General features: G+C 67.5%; 24 protein-coding genes and 1 tRNA gene. 8 read left to right on the plus strand and 17 right to left on the minus strand.

Annotated features, from left to right (window positions below; genetic code table 11):
- Window positions 1-57: 57 nt before the first annotated feature.
- Window positions 58-750, minus strand: a complete 693-nt coding sequence (locus LH400_RS07970) for a queuosine precursor transporter (RefSeq protein ID WP_229152144.1) — start codon at window positions 748-750, stop codon at window positions 58-60.
- Window positions 751-861: 111 nt separating this feature from the next.
- Window positions 862-1167, minus strand: a complete 306-nt coding sequence (gene rpmB, locus LH400_RS07975; protein WP_229152145.1) for a 50S ribosomal protein L28 — start codon at window positions 1165-1167, stop codon at window positions 862-864.
- Window positions 1168-1398: 231 nt separating this feature from the next.
- On the opposite strand from rpmB, the gene LH400_RS07980 reads away from it, so the two are divergent.
- Complete coding sequence (locus tag LH400_RS07980) at window positions 1399-2190, plus strand: DUF3108 domain-containing protein (RefSeq protein ID WP_229152146.1); 792 nt, start codon at window positions 1399-1401, stop codon at window positions 2188-2190.
- 153 nt (window positions 2191-2343) lie between these two features.
- Here the strand turns inward: LH400_RS07980 and LH400_RS07985 are convergent, their stop codons facing one another.
- Window positions 2344-3264, minus strand: coding sequence for a DMT family transporter (locus tag LH400_RS07985; protein ID WP_229152241.1), 921 nt, complete (start codon window positions 3262-3264; stop codon window positions 2344-2346).
- Between the two features lie 318 nt (window positions 3265-3582).
- Between LH400_RS07985 and yddG the strand changes: the two genes are divergently transcribed.
- A complete protein-coding gene (gene yddG / locus LH400_RS07990; protein WP_229152242.1) occupies window positions 3583-4449 on the plus strand; it encodes an aromatic amino acid exporter YddG in 867 nt (288 codons plus the stop codon).
- Window positions 4450-4532: 83 nt separating this feature from the next.
- On the opposite strand, the gene LH400_RS07995 is transcribed toward yddG, so the two are convergent.
- From LH400_RS07995 to argH, 4 genes are all read right to left on the minus strand, one after another.
- The gene (locus tag LH400_RS07995) at window positions 4533-7205 is read right to left on the minus strand and encodes a TIGR02302 family protein (RefSeq protein WP_229152147.1); all 2673 of its coding nucleotides are present in this window, start codon (window positions 7203-7205) and stop codon (window positions 4533-4535) included.
- A gap of 85 nt (window positions 7206-7290) precedes the next feature.
- The gene (gene lysA / locus LH400_RS08000) at window positions 7291-8574 is read right to left on the minus strand and encodes a diaminopimelate decarboxylase (protein ID WP_229152148.1); all 1284 of its coding nucleotides are present in this window, start codon (window positions 8572-8574) and stop codon (window positions 7291-7293) included.
- Window positions 8575-8646: 72 nt separating this feature from the next.
- Entirely contained in the window at window positions 8647-8949 is a 303-nt protein-coding gene (locus tag LH400_RS08005) for a hypothetical protein (protein ID WP_229152149.1), read from the minus strand.
- Window positions 8950-9015: 66 nt separating this feature from the next.
- Entirely contained in the window at window positions 9016-10434 is a 1419-nt protein-coding gene (gene argH / locus LH400_RS08010) for an argininosuccinate lyase (RefSeq protein ID WP_229152150.1), read from the minus strand.
- A 47-nt stretch (window positions 10435-10481) separates the two neighbouring features.
- Here argH and tlpA point away from each other — a divergent pair, with 47 nt between their 5' ends.
- Window positions 10482-11150 carry a thiol:disulfide interchange protein TlpA gene (tlpA, locus tag LH400_RS08015; protein ID WP_229152151.1) on the plus strand — a complete coding sequence of 223 codons (669 nt, stop codon included), beginning with the start codon at window positions 10482-10484 and terminating at the stop codon, window positions 11148-11150.
- 73 nt (window positions 11151-11223) lie between these two features.
- Here the strand turns inward: tlpA and LH400_RS08020 are convergent, their stop codons facing one another.
- Window positions 11224-11718: a MarR family winged helix-turn-helix transcriptional regulator gene (locus tag LH400_RS08020; RefSeq protein WP_229152152.1), complete on the minus strand. Its 495-nt coding sequence runs from the start codon at window positions 11716-11718 to the stop codon at window positions 11224-11226.
- Window positions 11719-11904: 186 nt separating this feature from the next.
- Between LH400_RS08020 and LH400_RS08025 the strand changes: the two genes are divergently transcribed.
- The 3 genes from LH400_RS08025 (at window position 11905) to LH400_RS08035 (ending at window position 13153) form a co-directional block, all read left to right on the plus strand.
- The gene (locus LH400_RS08025; RefSeq protein ID WP_229152153.1) at window positions 11905-12330 is read left to right on the plus strand and encodes an organic hydroperoxide resistance protein; all 426 of its coding nucleotides are present in this window, start codon (window positions 11905-11907) and stop codon (window positions 12328-12330) included.
- 134 nt (window positions 12331-12464) lie between these two features.
- Complete coding sequence (locus LH400_RS08030) at window positions 12465-12749, plus strand: AbrB/MazE/SpoVT family DNA-binding domain-containing protein (RefSeq protein WP_229152154.1); 285 nt, start codon at window positions 12465-12467, stop codon at window positions 12747-12749.
- Window positions 12746-13153 carry a type II toxin-antitoxin system VapC family toxin gene (locus LH400_RS08035; protein WP_229152155.1) on the plus strand — a complete coding sequence of 136 codons (408 nt, stop codon included), beginning with the start codon at window positions 12746-12748 and terminating at the stop codon, window positions 13151-13153. The genes LH400_RS08030 and LH400_RS08035 overlap by 4 nt, the downstream gene beginning before the upstream one ends.
- Window positions 13154-13163: 10 nt before the next feature.
- On the opposite strand, the gene LH400_RS08040 is transcribed toward LH400_RS08035, so the two are convergent.
- The 7 genes from LH400_RS08040 to LH400_RS08070 form a co-directional block, all read right to left on the minus strand.
- Window positions 13164-14045: a 3-hydroxybutyryl-CoA dehydrogenase gene (locus LH400_RS08040; protein WP_229152156.1), complete on the minus strand. Its 882-nt coding sequence runs from the start codon at window positions 14043-14045 to the stop codon at window positions 13164-13166.
- A gap of 77 nt (window positions 14046-14122) precedes the next feature.
- Window positions 14123-15052 carry an electron transfer flavoprotein subunit alpha/FixB family protein gene (locus LH400_RS08045; RefSeq protein ID WP_229152157.1) on the minus strand — a complete coding sequence of 310 codons (930 nt, stop codon included), beginning with the start codon at window positions 15050-15052 and terminating at the stop codon, window positions 14123-14125.
- Window positions 15053-15071: 19 nt separating this feature from the next.
- A complete protein-coding gene (locus tag LH400_RS08050; protein ID WP_229152158.1) occupies window positions 15072-15821 on the minus strand; it encodes an electron transfer flavoprotein subunit beta/FixA family protein in 750 nt (249 codons plus the stop codon).
- A gap of 219 nt (window positions 15822-16040) precedes the next feature.
- On the minus strand, window positions 16041-16748 hold the full coding sequence (locus LH400_RS08055) for a rhomboid family intramembrane serine protease (protein WP_229152159.1): 708 nt from the start codon (window positions 16746-16748) through the stop codon (window positions 16041-16043).
- A 119-nt stretch (window positions 16749-16867) separates the two neighbouring features.
- Window positions 16868-17440, minus strand: coding sequence for a cob(I)yrinic acid a,c-diamide adenosyltransferase (locus LH400_RS08060; protein WP_229152160.1), 573 nt, complete (start codon window positions 17438-17440; stop codon window positions 16868-16870).
- 122 nt (window positions 17441-17562) lie between these two features.
- Window positions 17563-17754 (minus strand): twin transmembrane helix small protein, encoded by a 192-nt coding sequence (locus LH400_RS08065; protein ID WP_229152161.1) that lies wholly within the window; start codon window positions 17752-17754, stop codon window positions 17563-17565.
- A gap of 130 nt (window positions 17755-17884) precedes the next feature.
- Window positions 17885-17971 (minus strand) — tRNA-Leu (locus LH400_RS08070).
- Between the two features lie 415 nt (window positions 17972-18386).
- On the opposite strand from LH400_RS08070, the gene LH400_RS08075 reads away from it, so the two are divergent.
- Together LH400_RS08075 and LH400_RS08080 are read left to right on the plus strand one after the other, a co-directional pair.
- On the plus strand, window positions 18387-18968 hold the full coding sequence (locus LH400_RS08075) for a YqaA family protein (RefSeq protein ID WP_229152162.1): 582 nt from the start codon (window positions 18387-18389) through the stop codon (window positions 18966-18968).
- A gap of 12 nt (window positions 18969-18980) precedes the next feature.
- A complete protein-coding gene (locus LH400_RS08080) occupies window positions 18981-19523 on the plus strand; it encodes a disulfide bond formation protein B (RefSeq protein ID WP_229152163.1) in 543 nt (180 codons plus the stop codon).
- A gap of 16 nt (window positions 19524-19539) precedes the next feature.
- Here LH400_RS08080 and LH400_RS08085 read toward each other — a convergent pair whose 3' ends face one another.
- Both LH400_RS08085 and LH400_RS08090 read right to left on the minus strand, forming a co-directional pair.
- On the minus strand, window positions 19540-20787 hold the full coding sequence (locus tag LH400_RS08085; RefSeq protein WP_229152164.1) for a DUF3095 domain-containing protein: 1248 nt from the start codon (window positions 20785-20787) through the stop codon (window positions 19540-19542).
- 444 nt (window positions 20788-21231) lie between these two features.
- Window positions 21232-21792: an HNH endonuclease gene (locus LH400_RS08090; RefSeq protein WP_229152165.1), complete on the minus strand. Its 561-nt coding sequence runs from the start codon at window positions 21790-21792 to the stop codon at window positions 21232-21234.
- Window positions 21793-21826: the final 34 nt, after the last annotated feature.

Here is a 21826-nt window from a genome sequence, read left to right on the forward strand (position 1 = left end):
CCCCGCGTCCACCTTTTTTTAATCTGCATGAGCGCTTACGTCAAATGGTCTCAACTCTCAGCGCCCCGCGACGGCCGTCGCCCGATACGGCATGAACTGCTGCATGATGATGCGGTAGGGCACCAGCGCGAAGACGGCGATCAGGAGCTTCACCGAAAAATCACCGATCGCCCAGGAGACCCAGCGCGGCGCCTCGGCCGCGAAGACGCCGAAGAACGGCGCGGTCTGAAGCGCGAAATCGTCGTTCGGACCGACGAAGACGAAGAGCGGCGCGAAGGCGACCGAGAAGAAGGTCACGGTGTCGATCACCGAGCCGGAGATCGAGGAGGCCGCCGGCGCCCGCCACCAGCTTTCCTGGCGCAGACGGTTGAAGACCGCGATGTCGAGGAGCTGCGCCATCAGGAAGGCCGCGCCCGAGGCGAGAGCGATCCGGAACAGCCGGTCGGCGGCGGTCGAAAACTCAAGAAGACCCAGATCGAAGAGCAGGGGCGGCGCCACCAGCGAGGCGATCACCGCCGTCACGAAGCCGGCGAAGACGACGCGGCGCGCGACCATCGGCCCGAAGCGACGGTTGGTCAGATCCGTCACCAGGAAGGCGAAGGGATAGGTGAAGGCGCCGTAGGTCAGGATGTCGGCGAGCTGCAGCCGTCCCACTTGCGCGAAGACGGGAAACTGCACCGCGACATTCGAGGCGAGCACGATGGCCGCCATCGCCGCGACCGACAGGGCATAATGCTTGAAGGTCGGCATTTTTTTATCCTGGGTGATGGAACCAGTTTCGCCGGCGCATCCGAATCGGATGCCCGGCCACACAGATCGCAAGCGGCGGCCGTCTACCCGGCCGCCTAAGTCACGATGGAATCAGGCCGCAGCCGGCTCGGCGGTTTCGGCGAGCTTCTTGGCGATCTGACGCTTCAGGAGCTTGGCGCGCTGCGACAGCTCCTTCTCGTCCGCCTTGACCAGGAAGGCGTCGAGGCCGCCGCGATGCTCGACCGAGCGCAGCGCATAGGCCGACACGCGCAGCCGGTAGCGCTGGCCGAGCGCGTCGGAGATCAGCGTGACGTTGCACAGGTTTGGCAGGAACTTGCGGCGCGTCTTGTTGTTCGCGTGGCTGACATTGTTGCCGGACTGGACGGCTTTGCCGGTGAGTTCGCAGGCGCGTGACATCTCATCACCTTTCAGAGTAATCTAATGGCCGATCGCGACGCGCCGCCGAAATCGGCGCGATCATCGCTATCGGGCATGATCGGAAAGTCGTCGGGCTCTATAGTCCGCGCGGGCCAAACCGTCAAGCCGCACACGATCGCGAGATTCGCGCCCGCCGTCACAAAACCGTCCCGTTTTCCCAAGCAACCCTCGACCGTCTCGACACGCTCGTTTTCTCGAAAGCCCCTCCGGATGAAACTTCCGCGGATCGCTCAGGCATTGGCCGTCCTCGCCCCGCTCGTGATCGTCGGCCCGGTCGGTGCCAGCGCCGAGACCCAGACGGTGACCACGAGCTACGGCATGGCGCTGATCGGCCTTCTGATCGGCAAGGCGTCCTTTGCGACCGTCATCGACGACAACCGCTTCAGCGTGAACGGCAATCTGTCTTCTGCCGGCCTCGGCGCCCTCGTCTCCGAGACCTCCGGCACCAGCCATGTCGCCGGGCGCATCAGGCCGGACGGCTTTGCGGCCGAGCGCTACGGCCTCGACTACACCAGCAACGACAAGCGCTGGAAGAGCGAGGTCCGGTTCCGCGGCGGACGCGTCACCAACGCCGATGTCAGCCCCAAGCGGAGCAACAACGAGAAGCCGAGCTACATCCCCGTCGAGAAGTCGCAACTGGCCTCGGTCGTCGACCCCCTGAGCGGCCTGATGATCAAGACCTCCGATCGGTCCTCGGTCTGCCGGCGCACGCTGCCGCTCTTCGACGGCTGGTCGCGTCTCGACCTGAAACTGGCGCCGGCCGGGAGCAATTCCTATTCCATGCCCGGCTTTTCCGGCGAGGCGAAGGTCTGCAGCGTCCGAATCCAGCCGGTCAGCGGCTATGACAAATCCTCCAAGGGGCTGAAATTCCTTCAGAACCAGACCATCGAGCTTTGGTTCGCGCCCATCGCCCGCAAGGACGTCTTCGTCCCTGTCTATGCCAAGATCCCGACGACGATCGGTCCGCTCACCCTGCAGGCGATGTCGGTGGCGGTGAAGTAGCGCAAACGGCAGGGGTGGTGGCGGCTTGCTCCCTGTCGGCGGGATGCCCGGTGCCTCACCGCCTGATGATCTCCCGTCGCTTGGGCGGCGGCAGGGCGGCTCCGCTCGCCGAGGCCGCATGTCAGTCGCCCCCGAATTCGCGACGCCAGGCCGTCACTTGAGCGCGGAGGCCTGCGGGTTCGTGCGTCGCAGGCGCCGCCACAGCCGTCCGTCGATTGCCGCAAGGCCGCAGCCGATCAGCGCCATGCCGAGAAAATGCCTGGCGTCGAGACGCTCGCCGAGCACCAGGGCGCCGAGCACGATCGCGCTCACCGGGATCAGGAAGGTGACGAGGAGCAGATTGGTGGCGCCCGCCGTCGACAGGATGCGGAAGTAGATGACATAGGCGAGCGCGGTCGACAGCGTCGCGATGGCGATGATCGCGGCGACGCTCGCCGCGCCCGGCATCTCCAGCGTCCACGGCCGGTCGACCAGGAGTGCGGCTGGCAGAAGCATGACGGAAGACGCCGTCACCTGGCCTGCCGCCGTCGCCATCGGCGGAACGCCCATGCGCTTGAACCGCCGGCCGAAGACGCCTGCAAAGGCATAGGAAAGGGCCGCGGCGAGGCAGGCGAGCTCGGCGAGGACTTCGCCATCGAAGGCTCCCGCGGCTGCCGGACCAACCATGACGACGACGCCCAGAAAGCCTGCGGCGACGCCGCTCGCCTTGAGGCCCGTCATCGCCTCGTCGCGCGTCAGGACATGCGCGACGACGACACCGAACAGCGGTGTGGTGGCATTGAGGATCGAGGCGAGGCCCGAGGCGATCTGGGTCTGGCCCCAGACGATCAGGCAGAAGGGCAGGACGTTGTTCAGAAGACCCATGCCGAAGAACGCCGCCCAGACCGACGGGGCCCTCGGCAAGCTGACGCCGCGAAGAGAGAGGATCGCGGTAAGGATCATCGCGGCGAGCCCGACGCGCAGGGTGACGATCGTGAGCGGCGGCAGCTCCTTCACCGCGACGCCCGTAAAGAAGAACGACCCGCCCCAGAGCACCGAGAGGCCGGCGAGCATGGCCCATTCGCCCGAGGTCATCGTCTTGTGGATGGCTTGCGGCGAGGCGTTTGCGGCGATGGCTTTCACGTCGATTTCTCCTCCGGGCATGGCGCCTTGAGGCTTACGACGGAGAGGAACCCGTCGGCGACCCGATTTTTGGCCCCGGCCGGACGGCACCGGCGGCCAGTCGCCCGATGCAGGCGCGGGCGTCGCGCCCACACCGCCCGGCGAGAACCCGCATGCTCCTCCTCCGCCCGGGCGACGTTGACGCCTCGCCCCCTCCCCGCTACTGCCGCCTAATCGAGGGGCCGGCGGGGTGCGGCATTGGGGACGTTGCTCGGATTTTCCGCGGTGCTGATGTGGGCGCTGCTGGCGCTGCTGACGGCCTGGAGCGGCGATGTTCCGCCATTCCAGCTCGCCGCGATGACGTTCACGGTCGGGACCCTGATCGGCCTCGTCTCGCTGCGGCTGCGAAAGGCCCCGCTCTCGCTCTTCCGCCAGCGGCCGGTCGTCTGGCTTGTCGGCGTCGGCGGCCTGTTCGGCTATCACGCGCTCTATTTCGCGGCGCTGCGCCACGCGCCGGCGGCCGAGGCGAGCCTCATCGCCTATCTCTGGCCGCTCCTCATCGTCCTCGGCTCGGCGCTCCTGCCGGGCGAGCGGCTGCGCTGGTTCCATGTCGCCGGCGCCCTCGTCGGACTTTGCGGTGCGGCGCTGATCGTCACCGGCGGCGCGACTGTCGCGCTCTCGCCGCGCTATGCGGCCGGCTACGGCCTCGCAGCCCTCTGCGCCCTCACCTGGTCGAGCTATTCCCTGTTGTCGCGCCGGTTCGGCGACGTGCCGAGCGACATCGTCACCGGCTTCTGCGCGGCAACCGCGGTCCTGGCGCTTACCGCCCATCTCCTGTTCGAGACGACAATCTGGCCCGCAGCGCCCGGCGAATGGCTCGCGGTCTTCCTGCTCGGCCTGATGCCGGTCGGCGCCGCCTTCTATGTCTGGGATTTTGGCGTGAAGCACGGCGACATTCAGGTCATCGGCGCAGCGAGCTATGCCGCCCCGCTCCTGTCGACCCTGATCCTGGTCGCGGCCGGCGAGAGCGCGATGCGCTGGAGCGTCGTCGCGGCGGCCATTCTGATCACGGCGGGCGCCTGTCTCGCCGCCCTGCCGCTCTTTGCGCGGATCCTCACCAAGCGGCGACAGAGCCCTCAGCCCCGCACGCCGGCATAGGCTTGGCCGGCCCTTCCCTGACGTCCCTCGTCCGTCTTGCGAGACGCGGCCAGCAGCTTCCGCCGACCGCCGCGCCGTGACGGTCAGGGCGTCTGCAGCAGCCGCTCCAGATACTCGCGTTCCAGCTGCGGCGACAGCGCATCGCCGAGGCGATTGCGGATCTCGTCGAGGATCTGGCGAGCCCGCTGGGTGTCGATCTCGTCCGGCACCTTCACGTCCTGACCGAAGTCCGGCCCCTGCGTCTGCAGCTGGCGGCCGAGCGGGTCGCGCCCCGACTGGCGCGGCTGGCCGCCGCCGAAGCCCTGGCCGGGCTGGCCGGGCTGGCCCTGACCCTGCTGCATCGCCTGCTGCATCTGCTGCATCATGTTCTTGGCGCCATCGCGCAGCGCCTGGAGCGCCCGGCCCTGCTGGCCGACGGCTTCGCCGTCATTTCCCTGCCCAAGCGCGCCTTCGGCCTGGCCCATCGCCTCGCCGGCCTCGCCGAAGCCCTTGGACGGCTGCATGCCCATGCCCTCCAGCTCCTGCTGCAGCGCCTGGAGATCCTTCTGCAGCTGGCCCTGCTGCTGTTGCAGCTGGTTCAGCATCTCCTGGAGCTGCTCGGCGGTCATCTCGCCGCCCGGCTGCTGACCCTGTTGCCCTTGCTCTCCCTGCTCTCCCTGCTGGCCCTGCTGCCCCTGTTGCGGCTGGCCCGGCTGGCGCCCCTGCTGCTCGCGCTGCAGCTGCTGTCGGCCGAGATCATAGGTCTGGTCGCGCAGCTGCTGCTGTTTCTGCAGAAGCTCGCCGAGCTTGTTCATCTGCTGCTGCATCGGGTTCTGCTGGCCGTTCTGCTGCTGGCCCGGCCGCATCGCCTGGAGATTGTCCATCATCTGCTGGAGCTCGGAGAGGAGCTGCTGCGCGGCGTCCTTCGAGCCGGACTTCGCCAGATCCTCGATCCGGTCCAGCATCTTCTGCAGGTCCTGGGGGCGGATCTCCTGCAGATTGCTCATCTGGTCCTGGCTCATCGGCGGCTGGTTCTTCAGCTGCTCGGCCAGCGCCTGCATATATTCGTTCATCGCCTCGCGCAGTTCCTGCATGAGGCGTTCGATCTCCTCGTTGGACGCGCCGTTCTCCAGCGCCTCCGCGAGCTTCTCGCGCGCATCCCGCAGCCGCCGCTCGGCGAGCGACAGATCGCCGTCCTCGATGCCGAGGGCGATCTGCCACAGGAAGTCGACCGAGGATTTCAGCGCCTCGTCGTCGCGCGCGGTGGCGATGCGGGTGCGCGCAGCCTTCAGCGCGATGTAGTCGCCGGGACTTTCGATGAACTCGTCGCCCCGCAGCGTAACCGCATCGAGCATCTCGACGACGCGCGGCACGGCATTGGCGTCGAGCGCCAGCATCCGCCGCTGCTCGACCACCGCCCGGGCGAGCGGGTTGAGGAAGCGGCGCTCCGGCAGCGTGATCTCTTTCGTCGCGGACTTGCCCGTCTGTCCGGCGTCGTCCTCGGCGAGCAGCGTCAGATCGACGCGGGCGCCGGCATAGGGGCTTTCGGTGATATCGGCGCTGGTCTTGCCATCGGCCGATCCGCGCGTGCGCCGCGGCAGCGCCAGACGAACCTCCGGCGGCGGGTAGAGCGCCCGTGCGCCCTCCGCCACCTGATCGTCCTTGACGACGATCTCCGCCCGCGCCTGACGCACGCCGTAGTCGTCGGTGACCGTATAGGAAAGCTGCAGCGCGCCGTTGTTCGCGGCGCTCGGCTCGTCCTTGAAGGCGATTTCGGGGTCCACGTCCGGCGTCACGGCGAAGGTCCAGGCGCCGAGCGTGCCGAAGGAGGTCGCGAGCGCCGCCGCGCCGCTCCCCTCGAGCTTGTAGGCATACTCCCGCGGCGCATCCGCCGCACGCTCCGGCGCGGGCGCCGCGGCCGGAGCCGCATCGGCCGCCGTCTGTGGGTCGTCTGCATCCGGCGTGTCGCTGACGTCGGCGGCTGCCGCCGCCGCGACCTCGTCCTTCGACGGCACGGACACCGCCGCGCCCTCGCCCTGCGGCGTGAAGGAGAGCCCGACATCGGAGCCGTCGGATACCCGCACCGACAGGACGCTACCCTCGGGCACCTCGACCGGCTGGGACTGGCTGGCATCGGTCAGGAAGATCGGCGCCCGGCCGATATAGGTGGGTGGCGTGACCCAGGCGTCGACGCGGCGGCCGACGGCTGCCTCCGCGTCGGCGGTCACGAAGGCGTCGGCGAGCCGGCCGCCGTCGGGACCGAAGGAGAAGGCGAAGGACGTCACCAGGAACAGCGCGATCAGCGCCCGCACGCCGAAGGGGTCGAGCCGCTCGGTCCGCGTGTTCAGCGCGCCGCCCGTCAGATTGCGCAGCCTTTCGGCCATCCGCCGCTGATGCTCGCGCCACAGCGCCCGGGAGACCGGGTCGGCGCCTTCCGCCTCCTCGCTCTGGGTGCGCAGCGGCTGGTGCGACAGATGGCTCGCAAGCTCGATCCGCTCGTCCACCTCGGCGCGGGTCGGAAACCGGACGCCGCGGCCGAGCCAGAACGCCGCCAGCGCAGCGGCGGCGAGGAGCACGAGGACCGCGATCCTCAGGGCATAGGGAAGCGCCGCAAAGACGCCGAACCAGGACAGCGCCAGGTACACGGCGGCAAGGCAGGCGAAGGCAAGCAGAAGCGGGAAGACGCGTTCGAACAGGATCGCGGCGAAGGCGGTCCTGCGGGTCCAGCCGATGCGGCCGGACGGCGTCCAATCATTCGACCGGTCGGCGTCGCTCATCCCAGCTCTCTTTCGCCTGTGTTCGGCAGAGCTTAGCAGTTATTGGGGCGAAGGCGAGGCAGGTGCCGGGAGTTTGAAGAGCGCGTCAGATCGCGTCGTCCTCGCCGCCGAGCCAGGGCGGCAGATGATCGAGGCAGATCAGCTCGTCGATCGTCTGGCGCGGGCGGACCGGGAACCAGTCGTCCCCCTTGACCAGCACCTCGGCGATCAGCGGCCGCGAATTGTAGGTGCCGGACTGCACCGCGCCATAGGCCCCGGCGGTGGAGACATAGACGAGGTCGCCGGCCTCGACCGCCGGCAGTTCCCGGTCCTTGGCCAGGAAATCGCCGCTCTCGCAGACCGGGCCGACGATATCGGCGGTGATTCGCCTTCCATCGGCGCGCTCAGTGACCGGCGCAATGTCGTGCCAGGCGTCGTAGAGCGTCGGGCGGATGAGATCGTTCATCGCGGCGTCGAGAATGACGAAGGTCTTCGCCTCGGTCTCCTTCACATAGAGCACCCTGGCGACGAGAATCCCGGCATTCGCCGCGATCAGCCTTCCCGGTTCGAAGACGACCCGGCAACCGAGATCGCGGACATGCCGCTTGACGATCTCGGCATAGGCCGGCGGCTCCGGCGGCGCCTCGTCACCGCGGCGATAGGGCACGCCCAGCCCGCCGCCGAGATCGACATGGCCGATGGTGTGGCCGGCTTCGCGCAGCCGCCCCACCAGGGCCGCCAAACGGTCGAAAGCCTGGTCGAACGGCTGCAGATCGACGATCTGGCTGCCGATATGCATGTCGATCCCGGAGACTTCGATGCCGGGCAGCTGCCGCGCCCGGTCGTAGACCGCCTCGGCCCGGTCGAAGGCGATGCCGAACTTGTCGGACTTCCTGCCGGTCGAGATCTTCGCGTGGGTGCGCGCATCGACGTCGGGATTGATGCGGAAGGACACATGCGCCGTCGCGCCGCAGGCGACGGCCCGCGCCGAGACCGCCTCCAGCTCCGGCTCCGATTCGATGTTGAAGCAGAAGATCCCGGCGGCGAGCGCGAGATCGATCTCCTCCACCGTCTTGCCGACGCCGGAGAACATGATCTTGTCGGCGGGAATTCCGGCCCTCAGGGCGCGAATCAGCTCGCCGCCCGACACCACGTCGGCGCCCGCGCCGAGCCGGGCGAGCGTCGCGAGGACGGCCTGGTTCGAGTTCGCCTTCATCGCATAGCAGACCAGCGCGTCGATATCGGCGAAAGCCTTGGCGAAAACCTCGTAGTGCCGCGTCAGCGTCGCGGTGGAATAGCAGTAGAAGGGCGTGCCGAGTTCGCGGGCGATGGCCTCGACCGGCACGTTCTCGGCATGAAGCACGCCGTTCCTGATCTCGAAATGGTTCATATGCGATAGCCGTCCGGGAGGCCGCCGGGGCGGCTGCATGAAATGCGCGGCAAAGCGCGCGAAGACGCGCCGCTAGTTCAGGAGCGGGTCGAGGATGAAGTGCTTGCCGGCGCCCTGGTTTCGGCTCACCTCGGCGGCACTGATCGTCGAATCGCTGTCGACGCTGGAGATCTGGCCCGGCCGGAGCGCCGCGGCGGTGTCCGACGAGCCACTGCCGGCCACGACGACATTGCCGGAGACCGTCGGCTCGGCAATGACCTGCGGCGTCTTGCCGGTCGTGCTGGCCACCGGATAGCTCTTCACGCCGCAGCCGGCGAGCCCCGCCGCCGCCAGCGCCAGGGTCGCGGCCCCGATCCATCTCGAACTTGTCGTCATCTCGCCGTCCTGCGCCTCGACCGCCCCCGCGTCATCGCAAGGTGATAACCGCTTCAACGCGGAAAATCATCCTCCGACATGCCGATTGCCGTTTCGTTCCAGCCGCTCCCGCCAATAGCCGATCTGGGCGCGCACATTGTCCGGTGCCGTGCCGCCGAACGAGACCCGGCTCTTCACCGACGCGTCGACCCCGAGGACATCGTAGACGGCCTCGGTGATTCGCGGGTTCAGCGACTTCAGAACGTCAATCGGCAGGTCCTCGAGACCGACGCCGTGCTCCTCGGCGAGCGCCACCGCACGGCCGGTGACGTGATGCGCCTCCCTGAACGGAAGGCCGAGCTCGCGCACCAGCCAGTCGGCAAGGTCGGTCGCGGTGGAAAAGCCGTGGCCGGCGGCCTTGCGCATCGCCTCGACATCGGGCGTCATGTCGCGGATCATGCCGGTCGCCGCCGCAAGCGCCAGGAACAGCGAGTCGATCGCGTCGAACACCTGTTCCTTGTCCTCCTGCATGTCCTTCGAATAGGTCAGCGGCAGGCCCTTCATCACCGTCAGCAGCGAGACCAGCGCGCCATTGATGCGGCCGGGCTTCGCCCGGACCAGCTCGGCTGCATCCGGATTGCGCTTCTGCGGCATGATCGAGGAGCCCGTGGAGAAGGCGTCGGACAGCTTGACGAAGCCGAATTGCGGCGTCGACCAGATGACGATCTCCTCGGCCAGGCGCGACAGATGCGTCGCCGAGATCGCGGCGAGCGAGAGGAACTCCAGCGCGAAGTCGCGGTCGGAGACCGAATCCAGGGAATTGCGCGTCGGCTCGCGGAAGCCGAGGTCGCGCGCCGTCCTGTGCCGATCGATCGGAAAGCTTGTTCCGGCGAGCGCGGCCGCCCCGAGCGGGCATTCGTCGAGCCGCTCCAGCGCGTCGCGGCAACGCGACAGGTCCCGTCCGGCCATCTCGGCATAGGCGAGGAGATGATGGCCAAAGGTCACGGGCTGGGCGACCTGGAGATGGGTGAAGCCCGGCATGATCGTGTCGAAATGCGCCTCGGCCTTGTCGACGAGCGCCGAGATGAAGTCCAGGAGCGCCCGGTCGAGCGTCTGCAGCGCGGCCTTCACATGCAGGCGGAAGTCGACCGCCACCTGGTCGTTGCGCGAGCGGGCCGTGTGCAGCCGCCCGGCCGCCGGGCCGACGAGTTCGGCAAGGCGCGCCTCGATGTTCATGTGGATGTCCTCGCGCTGGCGCGAGAACTGGAACCGTCCCTCGGCGATCTCGATGCGGATCGCGTCGAGGCCGCCCTGTAACAATTCGGCGTCATTCGCCGAAATTATGCCCTGTTCGGCCAGCATGGCGGCATGGGCTTTCGAACCGGCGATATCCTCGGCATAAAGCCGCTTGTCGAAGTCGATTGAGGCGTTGATCTCCTCCATCACCGCAGCGGGGCCGGAGGCGAAGCGACCGCCCCACATCTCGTTCGACAGTTTCTGGTTCATCGGGTCGGACACTTCGTGAAAAGACAGTTCAAAGGACGGGCAAGGCCATGAGCGCGAACGATCGAACCCCTTCAGGCGGACGCAGGTTGACGCTCATCGCCGCTCTCGCCCTCGTCTGCGGCGTCGCGGCCGGCGGTGCCGTCCTATACGTGAGCGAGACCGGGTCTGGCAACGAAGTCGCCGGCGGCTGCCCGGTGGACAAGGCGCTTGCGGACGCGATCGCAGCCGGGGCGCAGGGCGAGGTCGCCGCCGTCCAGCCGCTCGACACGCCGTTCAGCGTCTCCGCAATCTCCTTCGAAGACAAGGACGGGCAGACCCGCTCGCTTGCCGACTTCTCCGGCAAGACGCTGCTCGTCAACATGTGGGCGACCTGGTGCGTGCCCTGCCGGGCGGAGATGCCGGCGCTCGACGCGCTGGAGCGCAAGGAGGGCGGCGCAGACTTCGCGGTGGTGCCGATCAATGTCGATCTCGGCGAGAACGACAAGCCGGAGCGCTTCTATGCCGAGACGGAGCTCACCGCCCTGCCGCTCTACCGCGACGCCACGATGGGCGTCTTCAACGATTTGAAGAGCCAGGGCGTCGCCTTCGGCCTGCCGGTGTCGCTGCTCGTCGGGCCGGACGGCTGCGCGCGCGCGGCGATCAACGGTCCGGCGGAATGGGCGAGCCCGGACGCGGTGAAGCTGATCGAGGCCGTCAGGAAGACGGGCGGCGTCTGAGCGTCTGAGCGTCTGAGCGTCTGAGCGTCTGAGCGTCTTTGAAATCCGTTATCGCGAAGTGATCAAACGGATTTCATAAGAGATCGCGGGGCTCTTGCCGCTCCGAATCAGGTCCGCCGGCTCCCTCCCGGCCATAGGCGGCGATCGCCTTTCGCAGCGCCCGGACCTCGGCGTTGAGCGCCTGCAGCCGCTCGACCGGCAGGTTTGATGCCTCGACCAGCCGCCGGCCGAGGCGGCGCGTCACCCGCCGCATGGCCGTGCCCGCCTCGGTGAGCGTGACGAAGACCTGCCGCTCGTCCTTCGGATTGCGTTCGCGGCAGACGAGCCCGGCCGCCTCCAGCCGCTTCACCAGCGGCGTGATCGTGCTCGCCTCCAGCGCCAGCCGCTCGGCGATCGCGCCGATGGCCTGACCGTCGCGCTCCCAAAGCGAGGAAAGGACGAGATATTGCGGATAGGTGATGCCGGCCTCGTCCAGCACCGGCTTGTAGAGCCGGCCGATCGCCATCGACGCGCCGTAGAGCGCGAAGCAGAGATGTTCGTCGAGGGTCAGATCGTCGCCTTCGGCCATGTCGGCGCTCCTGAAGATCGGTCTGCGGCTGCGGGCTCGGGCCCGGCGCCTGATATGGGCAACCGGCCGGGTGAAACCCAGGCGGGTCATTTATCACGATAATTTTTGTTGCGACCATCCGATACTGTCTCTACCTTTTCATTATCGCGATAACTTTTATCTCATAGCAAGCGAAGGAGACTTATCATGCCTGTGGATGTGATCTACAAAACCAAGGCCACCGCGACCGGCGGCCGCGACGGCAACGCCAGGTCCGACGACGGCTCGGTCGACGTGAAGCTCGTCGTGCCGAAGGAGATGGGCGGCCCCGGCGGCACCGGCGCCAACCCCGAGAAGCTCTTCGCCGCCGGCTATTCCGCCTGCTTCCTCGGCGCGATGAAGGCGGTCTCCGGCAAGGTGGGCGTCAAGGTCCCGGCCGATGCGACGGTCACCGCCGAGATCGGCTTCGGCCCGCGCTCTGAAGGCGGCTACGGCATCACCGCGACCCTCGTCGCGTCGCTTCCCGGCGTCGAGCGTGCGGATGGCGAGAAGCTGCTCGCCGCCGCCCACGAAGTGTGCCCCTATTCCAACGCCACGCGCGGCAATGTCGATGTCGGCCTGACGCTCGCCTGATCGGGCTGCGGGGGGGCAAGACAGCAAGCATGGCAAGGGTGCGGCACCGCAGGGTGTCCGCGCCCTTGCTCTCGACGCTTGTTGCAGCGCTGGCGCTTCGGTCATACCTTCGATCGGTATCCGGAGATTGCGCTATGTCGACGACGTTGACGATTACCGAGAAGGGCGAGGTCACCCTCGGCGAAGACCTCCTCGAGCATCTGGGCGTAAGGCCTGGCGAGCGAGTGGCCGCGGAACTCGACCCCGAGGGCAGGGTCAGCCTCCACGCGGTCGAGAAGCCTTCGCGGCAGGCTGACCTGCCGCGTGCGGGCGGCATCGAGGACGCGTTCGGGATGCTGAACAAATATTATGATGGCCCGCCCCTGACGATCGAAGAGATCAACGAAGCAATCGAGGAAGCCTGGGCCGGCAAGCGTTGAATATCATCGCCGACACGAATTTGCTGCTGCGAGCGATCGTTGCTGATGATCCGGCGTCAGCCGCCGTTGCGTTGGGCAGAATGCGGAGTTGCAGCAGCCTGAGCATTCCGACGGTCGCGCTCTGCGAATTCGTCTGGGTGGCAGGGCGAAACTACAAGTCGCCACGCCACGCCATAGCTTCGGCGATCCGCAATCTTCTGGCCGATCCCAAAGTCGTCTGCGACCGCGCCGCCGTCGAAGCGGGCCTCGCCAAGCTCGCGCGCGGCGGCGACTTCGCCGACGGCGTCATCGCCTTCGAGGGGCAGAGGCTGGGCGGCGAGGTCTTCGCGACCTTCGACAGGAAGGCGGCCGCATTGCTCGCAGTGGAGGGATTCGCGGTCGATCTGTTGCAGATCGCTCCCTGATGTCCCGGCCCTACCTGGTCGGCACCGGCGTCTCGCCGCGATAGTCGTAGAAGCCGCGGCCGGCCTTGCGGCCGAGCCAGCCGGCCTCGACATATTTCACCAGCAGCGGACAGGGCCGGTACTTGGAATCGGCGAGCCCGTCATGGAGCACCTGCATGATCGACAGGCAGGTGTCGAGGCCGATGAAATCGGCGAGTTGCAGAGGGCCCATCGGATGGTTCGCCCCAAGCTTCATCGCCGTATCGATCGATTCCACCGAGCCGACGCCCTCGTAGAGCGTGTAGATCGCCTCGTTGATCATCGGCAGGAGGATACGATTGACGATGAAGGCCGGGAAGTCCTCCGAGACGGTGATCGTCTTGTCGAGCTTCTGGACGAAGGCCTTGGACGCCTCGAAGGTCTGGTCGCCGGTGGCGATGCCGCGCACGAGCTCGACCAGCTTCATCACCGGCACCGGATTCATGAAGTGGATGCCCATGAAGCGCTCCGGCCGGTCGGTGGCGGCCGCGAGCCGGGTGATCGAGATCGAGGACGTATTGGTCGCCAGGATCGTCGCCTCATCGAGATGCGGGCAGATCTCGCGATAGATCTTGCGCTTGACCGTCTCCTCCTCGGTCGCTGCCTCGATGACGAGGTCGAGGCCGGAAAAGGCCGCGGGATCGGCGGCCGGCGTAATCCGCGCCAGCGCCTCGGCCTTCTCCGCTTCGCTGATCTTCTGCGAGACGAGCTGGCGGTCGAGCGTCGCCGCCACCTTCTCCTTGCCCGCCGCGGCGCGCTCCTGCGACACGTCGTAGAGCGTCACCTGAAAGCCCGCGAGCGCCGAGACATGAGCGATGCCGCAGCCCATCTGTCCGGCCCCGATGATTCCGACCTTCCCGATCCCGTCGCTCATGAGCTTCGCGCGCCTCCCTTTTGTTGCATTGCAGCGTAGCCTTCGGTGGCGCCGCCGTCAAAGGCGGCGCCGAACCGTCAGAGCTTGTCCTTCAGCTCGGGCAGGATCTGGAAGAGATCGCCGACGAGGCCGTAATCGGCGACCTGGAAGATCGGCGCCTCCTCGTCCTTGTTGATCGCCACGATGATCTTGGAATCCTTCATGCCGGCCAGATGCTGGATCGCGCCTGAAATTCCCGCGGCGATGTAGAGATCGGGCGCCACCACCTTGCCGGTCTGGCCGACCTGCCAGTCGTTCGGCGCATAGCCGGCATCGACCGCCGCACGGCTCGCGCCGACCGCGGCGCCGAGCTTGTCGGCGAGCGGCAGGATCACCTCCTCGAACTTCTCCTTGGAGCCGAGCGCGCGCCCGCCCGACAGGATGATCTTCGCTGCGGAGAGTTCGGGACGCTCCGAATGGGCGAGCTTCTCCTCGACGAAGGTCGACAGGCCGGGATCGGCGGCCGCCTCGACCGCCTCCACCGAGGCCGAGCCCCCCTCCGCGGTCGCCTGGAAGGCGGAAGTCCGCACGGTGATGACCTTCTTGGCGTCCTTTGACTTCACCGTCTGGACGGCATTGCCGGCATAGATCGGCCGCTCGAACGTGTCGGGAGCGGTGACGGCGGTCACGTCCGAGATCTGCATGACGTCGAGGAGCGCGGCGACGCGCGGGGCGACGTTCTTGCCGCTGGTCGTCGCGGGGGCGAGGATCGCGTCGTAATCTGCCGCAAGCTTCACCACGAGGTCGGCGAGCGGCTCGGCCAGACCGTGGGCATAGGCCTCGGCATCGGCATGGAGCACCTTGGCGACACCCGCGAGCCTGGCGGCCACCTCGGCCACGGCCGACGAGCCGGAGCCGGCGACGAGGATGTGGACGTCGCCGCCGAGCTGCGTCGCGGCGGAGAGCGCCTTGGCGGTCTCTCCGGACAGGGCGGCATTGTCGTGTTCGGCGATGAGTAGCGTGGTCATATCGTTCTCCTTCGCCGTCTTAAAGGACGCCGGCTTCGTTCTTCAGCTTGTCGACCAGCTCGTCGACGGAAGCGACCTTGACGCCGCCTTCGCGCTTCTTCGGCTCGGCCGTGCCGAGCACCTCCAGCCGCGGCGAGATGTCGACGCCCATCTCCTCCGGCGTCTTCTCGGCGATCGGCTTCTTCTTCGCCTTCATGATGTTGGGCAGCGAGGCGTAGCGCGGTTCGTTGAGCCGGAGGTCCGTCGTCACGATCGCCGGCAACTTCAGGTCCACCGTCTGCAGCCCGCCATCGACCTCGCGCGTCACCTTGGCCCGTCCGTCCGTGAGTTCCACCTTGTTGGCGAAGGTGCCCTGGCTCCAGCCCAGCAACGCGGCGAGCATCTGTCCGGTCTGGTTGCAGTCGTCGTCGATCGCCTGCTTGCCGAGGATGACGAGATCGGGCTTCTCCTCTTCCACCACGCCCTTCAGGAGCTTGGCGACGGCGAGCGGCTCGACGATCTGGTCGGTCTTCACGAGCACGCCGCGATCGGCGCCCATGGCGAGCGCGGTGCGGATCGTCTCCTGGGACTGCTGCGGCCCGACCGACACGGCGATCACCTCGCTCGCGCTTCCCGCCTCCCTGAGCCGGATCGCCTCCTCGACGGCGATCTCGTCGAACGGGTTCATGCTCATTTTGACATTGGCGAGCTCGACACCGGAGCCGTCGGCCTTCACCCGGATCTTCACATTGTAGTCGACGACCCGCTTGACAGCGACGAGAACTTTCATGGGTCCCAAATTCTCCCTCGGCGGCCCCGCGGCGGGGCCTGATCTCAATCTGGCGCCGTTTTGGCGCGAAAACCGGCATGTTGGCAAATCGTGGCCGCCATCAACGGAGAGCGGCGCAATCGATCGGCGCGGGGACCGAAAGGACGGTCACCTTGAACCGTCAGCTTGTGGCCCCGGAGCAGCGCGCTTTCAAGCCCCTGCGCGCCGGCCACGTTCCGGCTACGCTCCGTCCCGGCCGGCGGCCGGCCGGTCGAACAGGCGCACGCCGCGCTGGCGCAGGACCAGCGTCATCAGGGCACCGGCCACCATCCCGCCGGCATGGGCGGCATAGGAGACGTCGTCGCCGCCGGTCGCGAGCGAGACGAACTGCATGACGATCCAGGCCGCGAGCAGCAGCCAGGCCGGCAGGGTCAGCGGTATGCGCCCGAAGGCGAGCACCCAGATCCACACCCGGGGATGCAGCATCAGATAGGCGACCACCACGGCCGAAACCGCGCCGGAGGCCCCGAGCAGCGTCGCCTCGGAACCTGGAAACAGGAACTGGTGGGCAAAGGCCCCGGCCGCGGCTGCCGCGAGATAGAAGATCAGGAAGCGCAGATGGCCGAAGGCGTCCTCGACATTGTCGCCGAAGACCCAGAGGAAGAGCATGTTGCCGGTGATGTGCCAGAAGTCGAGATGCAGGAAGGAATAGGTGAGGTAGTTCGCCCAGTCCGGCACCATGCGATAGGCCGGCGGCAGGGCGACCGCGCCATTGGCGACCGCCGGGATGAAGCCGTAGGAGATCTCGAAGGAGGAGACGATGGCGCCGGTCTCGCCGGTCACCTTCGCGAACAGGAAGACCAGGACGTTGACTACGATCAGCCCGACGGTGACGTATTGAAAGCGGATCCGCTTCAGCCGGTTGACGTCGTAGAAGGGAACGAACACGAGCGGCGCACCATCGTCATTCGGCGCGCCGCGACCGGCCGCCCGTCATCCGACAGAGACGGCGGGACGGGCGCTGCGTCAATCGAAAAGCGACCGGAGCATCGGCGTGTCCGGCTCGCTCACCGGCTGCCGCCGGGCACCCAGAGAACCTCCGCCCGTCCCTCGTCATTGGCGATGCGGGCGGCGACGAAGAGGTGGTCCGACAGCCGGTTGACGTAGCGCAGCGCTGATGGCGCCACCGCCTCGCCCTCCTTGGCCGAAAGGGCCACCATCAGCCGCTCGGCCCGCCGCGCAACCGTGCGGGCGTGGTGGAGATGGGTCGCGGCAGGCGAACCGGCCGGCAGGACGAAGGATTTGAGCGGAGCCAGCCTTTCGTTCATCCGGTCGATCTCGGCCTCCAGCCGCTCGACCTGGGATTCCAAGATCTTCAGGGGCTCGTAGCCAAGCGGCTCGCCGGTCTCCGGCGTCGCCAACTCGGCGCCGAGATCGAAGAGCTCGTTCTGGATGCGGGCGAGCTTGTCCCCGAGATCGCCATCCGCATGGAGACGGACGAGGCCGAGAACCGCGTTGAGCTCGTCCACGGTGCCGATCGCCTCAAGGCGAAGGTCGGCCTTCGAGCGCCGCGGGCCGCTCGCGAGGCCGGTTTCGCCGGCGTCGCCCGTCTTGGTGTAGATCCTGTTCAGCCTGACCATGGTTCCCTCCGATTCCGGCGGAGACATAGCCGGGTCGGCGATGCGGGGCAAAGGACGGAGGCGACACGACGCCGAAGCCGTGCGCAAAGGCCGCTACTTATCGGTCCGCCCTGCCCCGCGGCCTAATGCTTGGCCAAAAGCAGCACGCCGACGATGAGTATCACCGCGAGCCCCTGCAGCATGACGCGGGCGCGCATCAGCTTCTGCGAGGTATTGCCCGACCCGCCGCGCATCATGTTCCACAGTCCGGCGGCGAGGACGCCGGCCGTCACGAGCATCACGGCGAGGGCAAGGAAGGTCAGAAGGGAGGACATGCCGTGCTTTCGTCGGTTTCAGTGGATCGGTCATGCATGACCGACATATAGGCGGATTCGAGCCGAACGCGATGTCGGAGGCCCCTCGCAATCCGCTGATCGCCTCGCCCGAAAAGGATCTGGTCATGAATGGTGCGGGTGGTCGGACTCGAACCGACACTCTGTCACCAGAAACGGATTTTGAGTCCGTCGCGTCTACCGGTTCCGCCACACCCGCCTGTCGCCGCCGACACTGTCACAACCTCGAACCGTGAGGCCGTTTCGGCAGTGCGGACGCCTTCGTCCGTTCGCGGCGCAGGCCCGGCAAGACGCCCCTTTCGGCAAGCGCCTCACGGCTGACGACCGCTTACCCCCGCCGGCCAAGCGGGGTCTCGGATCGGCGGCGACTATAGCCGCAAAGCCTCGCCGGTCAATCCGGCTTTCCTGCCAAAGCCTTCGGGAGCGGGACCGCCGCCCGCTGGCGCCCTCCCCTAGAAAAGCCCGTCCGGCAAAGCCCGTCCGGCATTGCCCGGCGCGCGAAGGCGAGTTGTGGCCACGAGATCGCGGCGGCGCGATCGCATTGCCTTCTGCCGCGCTTCGCCGTAAGCCGCGTGCCGAGCGCCTCCGATCCACGCAAATTTGCGACCCCCATCATGCTTCGCCGCCTCTACGACCGGGTCATGTCGCTCGCCGCCACCCGCCATGCCGAACGCGCGCTGGCGGCCATTTCCTTCATCGAGAGCTCCGTCTTCCCGATCCCGCCGGACGTGCTCCTCATCCCGATGGTCATCGCCGACCGGCGCAACTGGCTCCGCCTCGGTCTCGTCTGCACGCTCGGCTCCGTGCTCGGGGCCTTTCTCGGCTATGCGATCGGCGCCGTCTTCTTCGATCTCGTCGGCCAGCCGATCCTCGACTTCTACGGGGCAGGGGATAAATTCGCCGAGCTCGGCGCGCGCTACAACGCGTGGGGCGGCTGGGCGGTCTTGTTCGCCGCGCTGACGCCGTTTCCCTACAAGGTGATCACCATCTTTTCCGGCGTTACCGGCCTTAACCTCGTGATCTTCACCCTGGTCTCGATCGTCGGGCGCGGCGCGCGGTTCCTCCTGATTGCCTGGCTGCTCAGCCTGTTCGGCGCGCCGATCCAGCGCTTCATCGAGCGCTATCTCGGCCTCCTCTTCACCGCATTCATGGTGCTTCTCATCGGCGGCTTCCTCGCCCTGCGTTTTCTGTTCTGACGGAGTTCAGTGATGGCCAACACGGCAATGACCGATCGCTTAGCCCGGCCCACCGGATCGCGCCAGACCATGGCCGCGACCTTTCTCCTGGTCGGGATGATCGTGACGGTGGGCGGCGCGCTCCTGTTCGAACATGTCGGCGGCTACATTCCCTGCGCGCTCTGCCTCAAGGAGCGGATTCCCTATTATGTCGGCATCCCGATCGCCTTCTGTGCCGCGGTCGCGGCGGCGGGCCGGGCGCCGGCGCTCCTCACGCGGACCCTCATTCTCCTGATCGGGCTGATCATGCTCTATTCGCTCTACCTCGCCGTCTACCATGCCGGGGTGGAGTGGCACTTCTGGGCAGGTCCGACCGACTGCGCCTCGGTCGGCGGGGCGGACCTTTCGACCGGCAATCTGCTCGACGAGATCGACCGCATCCATCCGCCGTCCTGCGACGCGGCTGCCGGACGCTTTCTCGGACTTTCCTTCGCGGGCTGGAACGCTGTCGCCTCGGCGATCTTCGCCGCGGTCGCGCTGCGGTCAGCCATCGCCCGGCCGGGCCGCATGGGCTGATCGGCCGGCCCGACCGTCAGACGCCGGGGCGCCTACTCTCGTCGGGCGGCGCCGCGGGCCGGTGCAGCGCCATCGCCGCGGCCGCCGCATAGCCGCCCATCGCCCCGTCGACGAAATGGACATGGTCCGAGCGGCCGGCCGAGGGCACGAAGCAGGTCATCAGCGCGCTCTCCTGCCGGTGGAACCCGGTCATGGCAATGCCGTCGGCCTCCGCCAGACGCAGCCGCGCCTCGATCCGGTCGGCGAGCGCCGGCGAACAGTCGAGCGTCATGCGCAGGCCGTCGTCGAACTTGCGGAAGTCGGAATTGGCGACGAGCTGCGCGCGATAGCGCTCCGGGTCGAATCCGCCGATCGACCGCCGGCTCTTGAAGATGAGATGGGCGAAAAGCGTCCGCACCGCCACCACGATGCGCGACTGCCAGAGCGGCCGCCGGCTGGCAGCTCCCGACGTGCGCGCCTCGATCTCCAGTCCGGCCGGCGGCCATTGCTGCGGGGGCCCGTCCGGCGGCACCGGGCTTGCCGTGGCCGCATCGCCGGCGAGCGTCAGAAGATCCTGGATCAGCGCGGCGAATGCTGCATCCTGCGGCACGCGGGCCGGCAGCACGATCAGCGAGAGGATCAGCCCGTTGCGCGCCGAGATCGGCGAGAACCGGCAGGAGAGGCCGGCAAGGTCCGGCCGGCCTGCCCCCGGCGGCGCCGGAGGAATCGCATAGCGGCCGGCCTTCATCTCGGCCTCCGCGAAGGCGATCCCGCCGCCGCTGAACATCGCATAGGAAACGTCCGGCGAGGGAGAGAAGCGGGACAGGCGCACGTCCCGCCCGGCCGCGCGGATCTCGGCGATAGGCACACAGGCGATGCGCAGCGTGAAGCCGAACATGTCGCGCGCCCAGCCGGCAACGGCCGCCATCGCCTCCCGGGCAAGCTCCGCCGTTCCGGCCGGCAGCGCGAAACCGGCGCCGTCGCCGCCGAACACGAAGGGGAAATCGCGGCCGGCCAAACCGTTGGAGACGGCGGCGATCACCGCCGCCGCGACGGTGTTCACCTCCTTGTAGCGACCCGCGACCACCGCGTCCGTCGAGCGTTCGATGTCAGCGACGCCGACGATCCAGTCGTGCGGGATCGGACGATAGGCGGTATCGTCGCCGACCCGCGAGAAGTCGGTGAAGAGGCGGAGGCCATCGTAGAAGCCGAGGCCGTCCTCGGGGCCTGCCTCCCCTCGGCCCAGCCGTCCCGGCCGAAAACTCTCGCTTGCGATCGCGTCCATCGGCGTCGTGCTCCGTCCAGCGATCGACCGCGCGTGCGGGATCGTTAGCTGCCTGAAGATAAGGTCAGGCGGAGAGTTGCGAAAGATGGCGCACGGCGGGTTGAATCTTGCTCGAAACGGCTCGCGCGAGCGTGAGATGGGCGTCAGATGCCGCCGGAGATGACGGAAGGGAGCATTCGGGCGCCCATAGACGCGCCAACGGGATCGTGATGCGAACGCCAGGACGTTAGAGCATCGGGCGACGAATCGGCATGGCTCGATGCTCTCGATCTCCTTGGTGGCGCGCCGGGTGGCCGAAAAACCGGTTTCCACTTTTTCGCCCGGCGCTCTAGGCAAGACGCAGGATCTTCGGCTGCCGGGAATCTTCGATCGGCGGGAAGGGACTGAACGCGGATGATCGCCGCGGCCGCGCAGATGGCCCGGCCGGTCATCCGGAGGGCCGGGTCATTCCGGATCGAGTTCGGAATCCCAGTAGAGATAGTCGAGCCAGCTCTCGTGCAGATAGTTCGGCGGGAACAGCCGGCCATTGTTGTGGAGATCGTGGACCGTCGGCTGGAAGGGCTTCTGCTGCGGGATCATGCCCGCGACCTTCGGCATCAGGCCGCCCTTCTTCAGATTGCAGGGGGAGCAGGCGGCGACGACGTTTTCCCAGGTGGTCAGGCCGCCCTTCGAGCGCGGGACCACGTGGTCGAAGGTCAGTTCGTGCGGCGAGCCGCAATACTGGCACTGGAAGCGGTCGCGCAGGAAGACGTTGAAGCGGGTGAAGGCGGGGTGCCGGGCTGGCTTGACATAGGTTTTGAGGCAGACGACGGAGGGCAGGCGCATCGAATAGGTCGGACTTCGCACCGCCCGCTCGTATTCGGCCAGGATCGTCACCCGGTCGAGGAACACCGCCTTGATCGCGTCCTGCCAGGACCAGAGCGAAAGCGGGTAGTAGCTCAGCGGCCGGAAATCGGCGTTGAGGACGAGGGTTGGGGATAAGTCCTGGGTTACGGCTATCGTCACCGAAGTCTCCTTGACTCCCATACTGCCGAAGCAT

The sequence above is a fragment of the Jiella soli genome (genome assembly GCF_020615385.1).
GTDB lineage: Bacteria > Pseudomonadota > Alphaproteobacteria > Rhizobiales > Rhizobiaceae > VKMB-3413.

Coding starts and splice junctions, on each gene's coding strand:
- LH400_RS07970 (WP_229152144.1), bottom strand. CDS start 750: ATGCCGACCTTCAAGCATTATGCCCTGTCGGTCGCGGCGATGGCGGCC.
- rpmB (WP_229152145.1), bottom strand. CDS start 1,167: ATGTCACGCGCCTGCGAACTCACCGGCAAAGCCGTCCAGTCCGGCAAC.
- LH400_RS07980 (WP_229152146.1), top strand. CDS start 1,399: ATGAAACTTCCGCGGATCGCTCAGGCATTGGCCGTCCTCGCCCCGCTC.
- LH400_RS07985 (WP_229152241.1), bottom strand. CDS start 3,264: ATGACCTCGGGCGAATGGGCCATGCTCGCCGGCCTCTCGGTGCTCTGG.
- yddG (WP_229152242.1), top strand. CDS start 3,583: ATGTGGGCGCTGCTGGCGCTGCTGACGGCCTGGAGCGGCGATGTTCCG.
- LH400_RS07995 (WP_229152147.1), bottom strand. CDS start 7,205: ATGAGCGACGCCGACCGGTCGAATGATTGGACGCCGTCCGGCCGCATC.
- lysA (WP_229152148.1), bottom strand. CDS start 8,574: ATGAACCATTTCGAGATCAGGAACGGCGTGCTTCATGCCGAGAACGTG.
- LH400_RS08005 (WP_229152149.1), bottom strand. CDS start 8,949: ATGACGACAAGTTCGAGATGGATCGGGGCCGCGACCCTGGCGCTGGCG.
- argH (WP_229152150.1), bottom strand. CDS start 10,434: ATGAACCAGAAACTGTCGAACGAGATGTGGGGCGGTCGCTTCGCCTCC.
- tlpA (WP_229152151.1), top strand. CDS start 10,482: ATGAGCGCGAACGATCGAACCCCTTCAGGCGGACGCAGGTTGACGCTC.
- LH400_RS08020 (WP_229152152.1), bottom strand. CDS start 11,718: ATGGCCGAAGGCGACGATCTGACCCTCGACGAACATCTCTGCTTCGCG.
- LH400_RS08025 (WP_229152153.1), top strand. CDS start 11,905: ATGCCTGTGGATGTGATCTACAAAACCAAGGCCACCGCGACCGGCGGC.
- LH400_RS08030 (WP_229152154.1), top strand. CDS start 12,465: ATGTCGACGACGTTGACGATTACCGAGAAGGGCGAGGTCACCCTCGGC.
- LH400_RS08040 (WP_229152156.1), bottom strand. CDS start 14,045: ATGAGCGACGGGATCGGGAAGGTCGGAATCATCGGGGCCGGACAGATG.
- LH400_RS08045 (WP_229152157.1), bottom strand. CDS start 15,052: ATGACCACGCTACTCATCGCCGAACACGACAATGCCGCCCTGTCCGGA.
- LH400_RS08050 (WP_229152158.1), bottom strand. CDS start 15,821: ATGAAAGTTCTCGTCGCTGTCAAGCGGGTCGTCGACTACAATGTGAAG.
- LH400_RS08060 (WP_229152160.1), bottom strand. CDS start 17,440: ATGGTCAGGCTGAACAGGATCTACACCAAGACGGGCGACGCCGGCGAA.
- LH400_RS08065 (WP_229152161.1), bottom strand. CDS start 17,754: ATGTCCTCCCTTCTGACCTTCCTTGCCCTCGCCGTGATGCTCGTGACG.
- LH400_RS08075 (WP_229152162.1), top strand. CDS start 18,387: ATGCTTCGCCGCCTCTACGACCGGGTCATGTCGCTCGCCGCCACCCGC.
- LH400_RS08080 (WP_229152163.1), top strand. CDS start 18,981: ATGGCCAACACGGCAATGACCGATCGCTTAGCCCGGCCCACCGGATCG.
- LH400_RS08085 (WP_229152164.1), bottom strand. CDS start 20,787: ATGGACGCGATCGCAAGCGAGAGTTTTCGGCCGGGACGGCTGGGCCGA.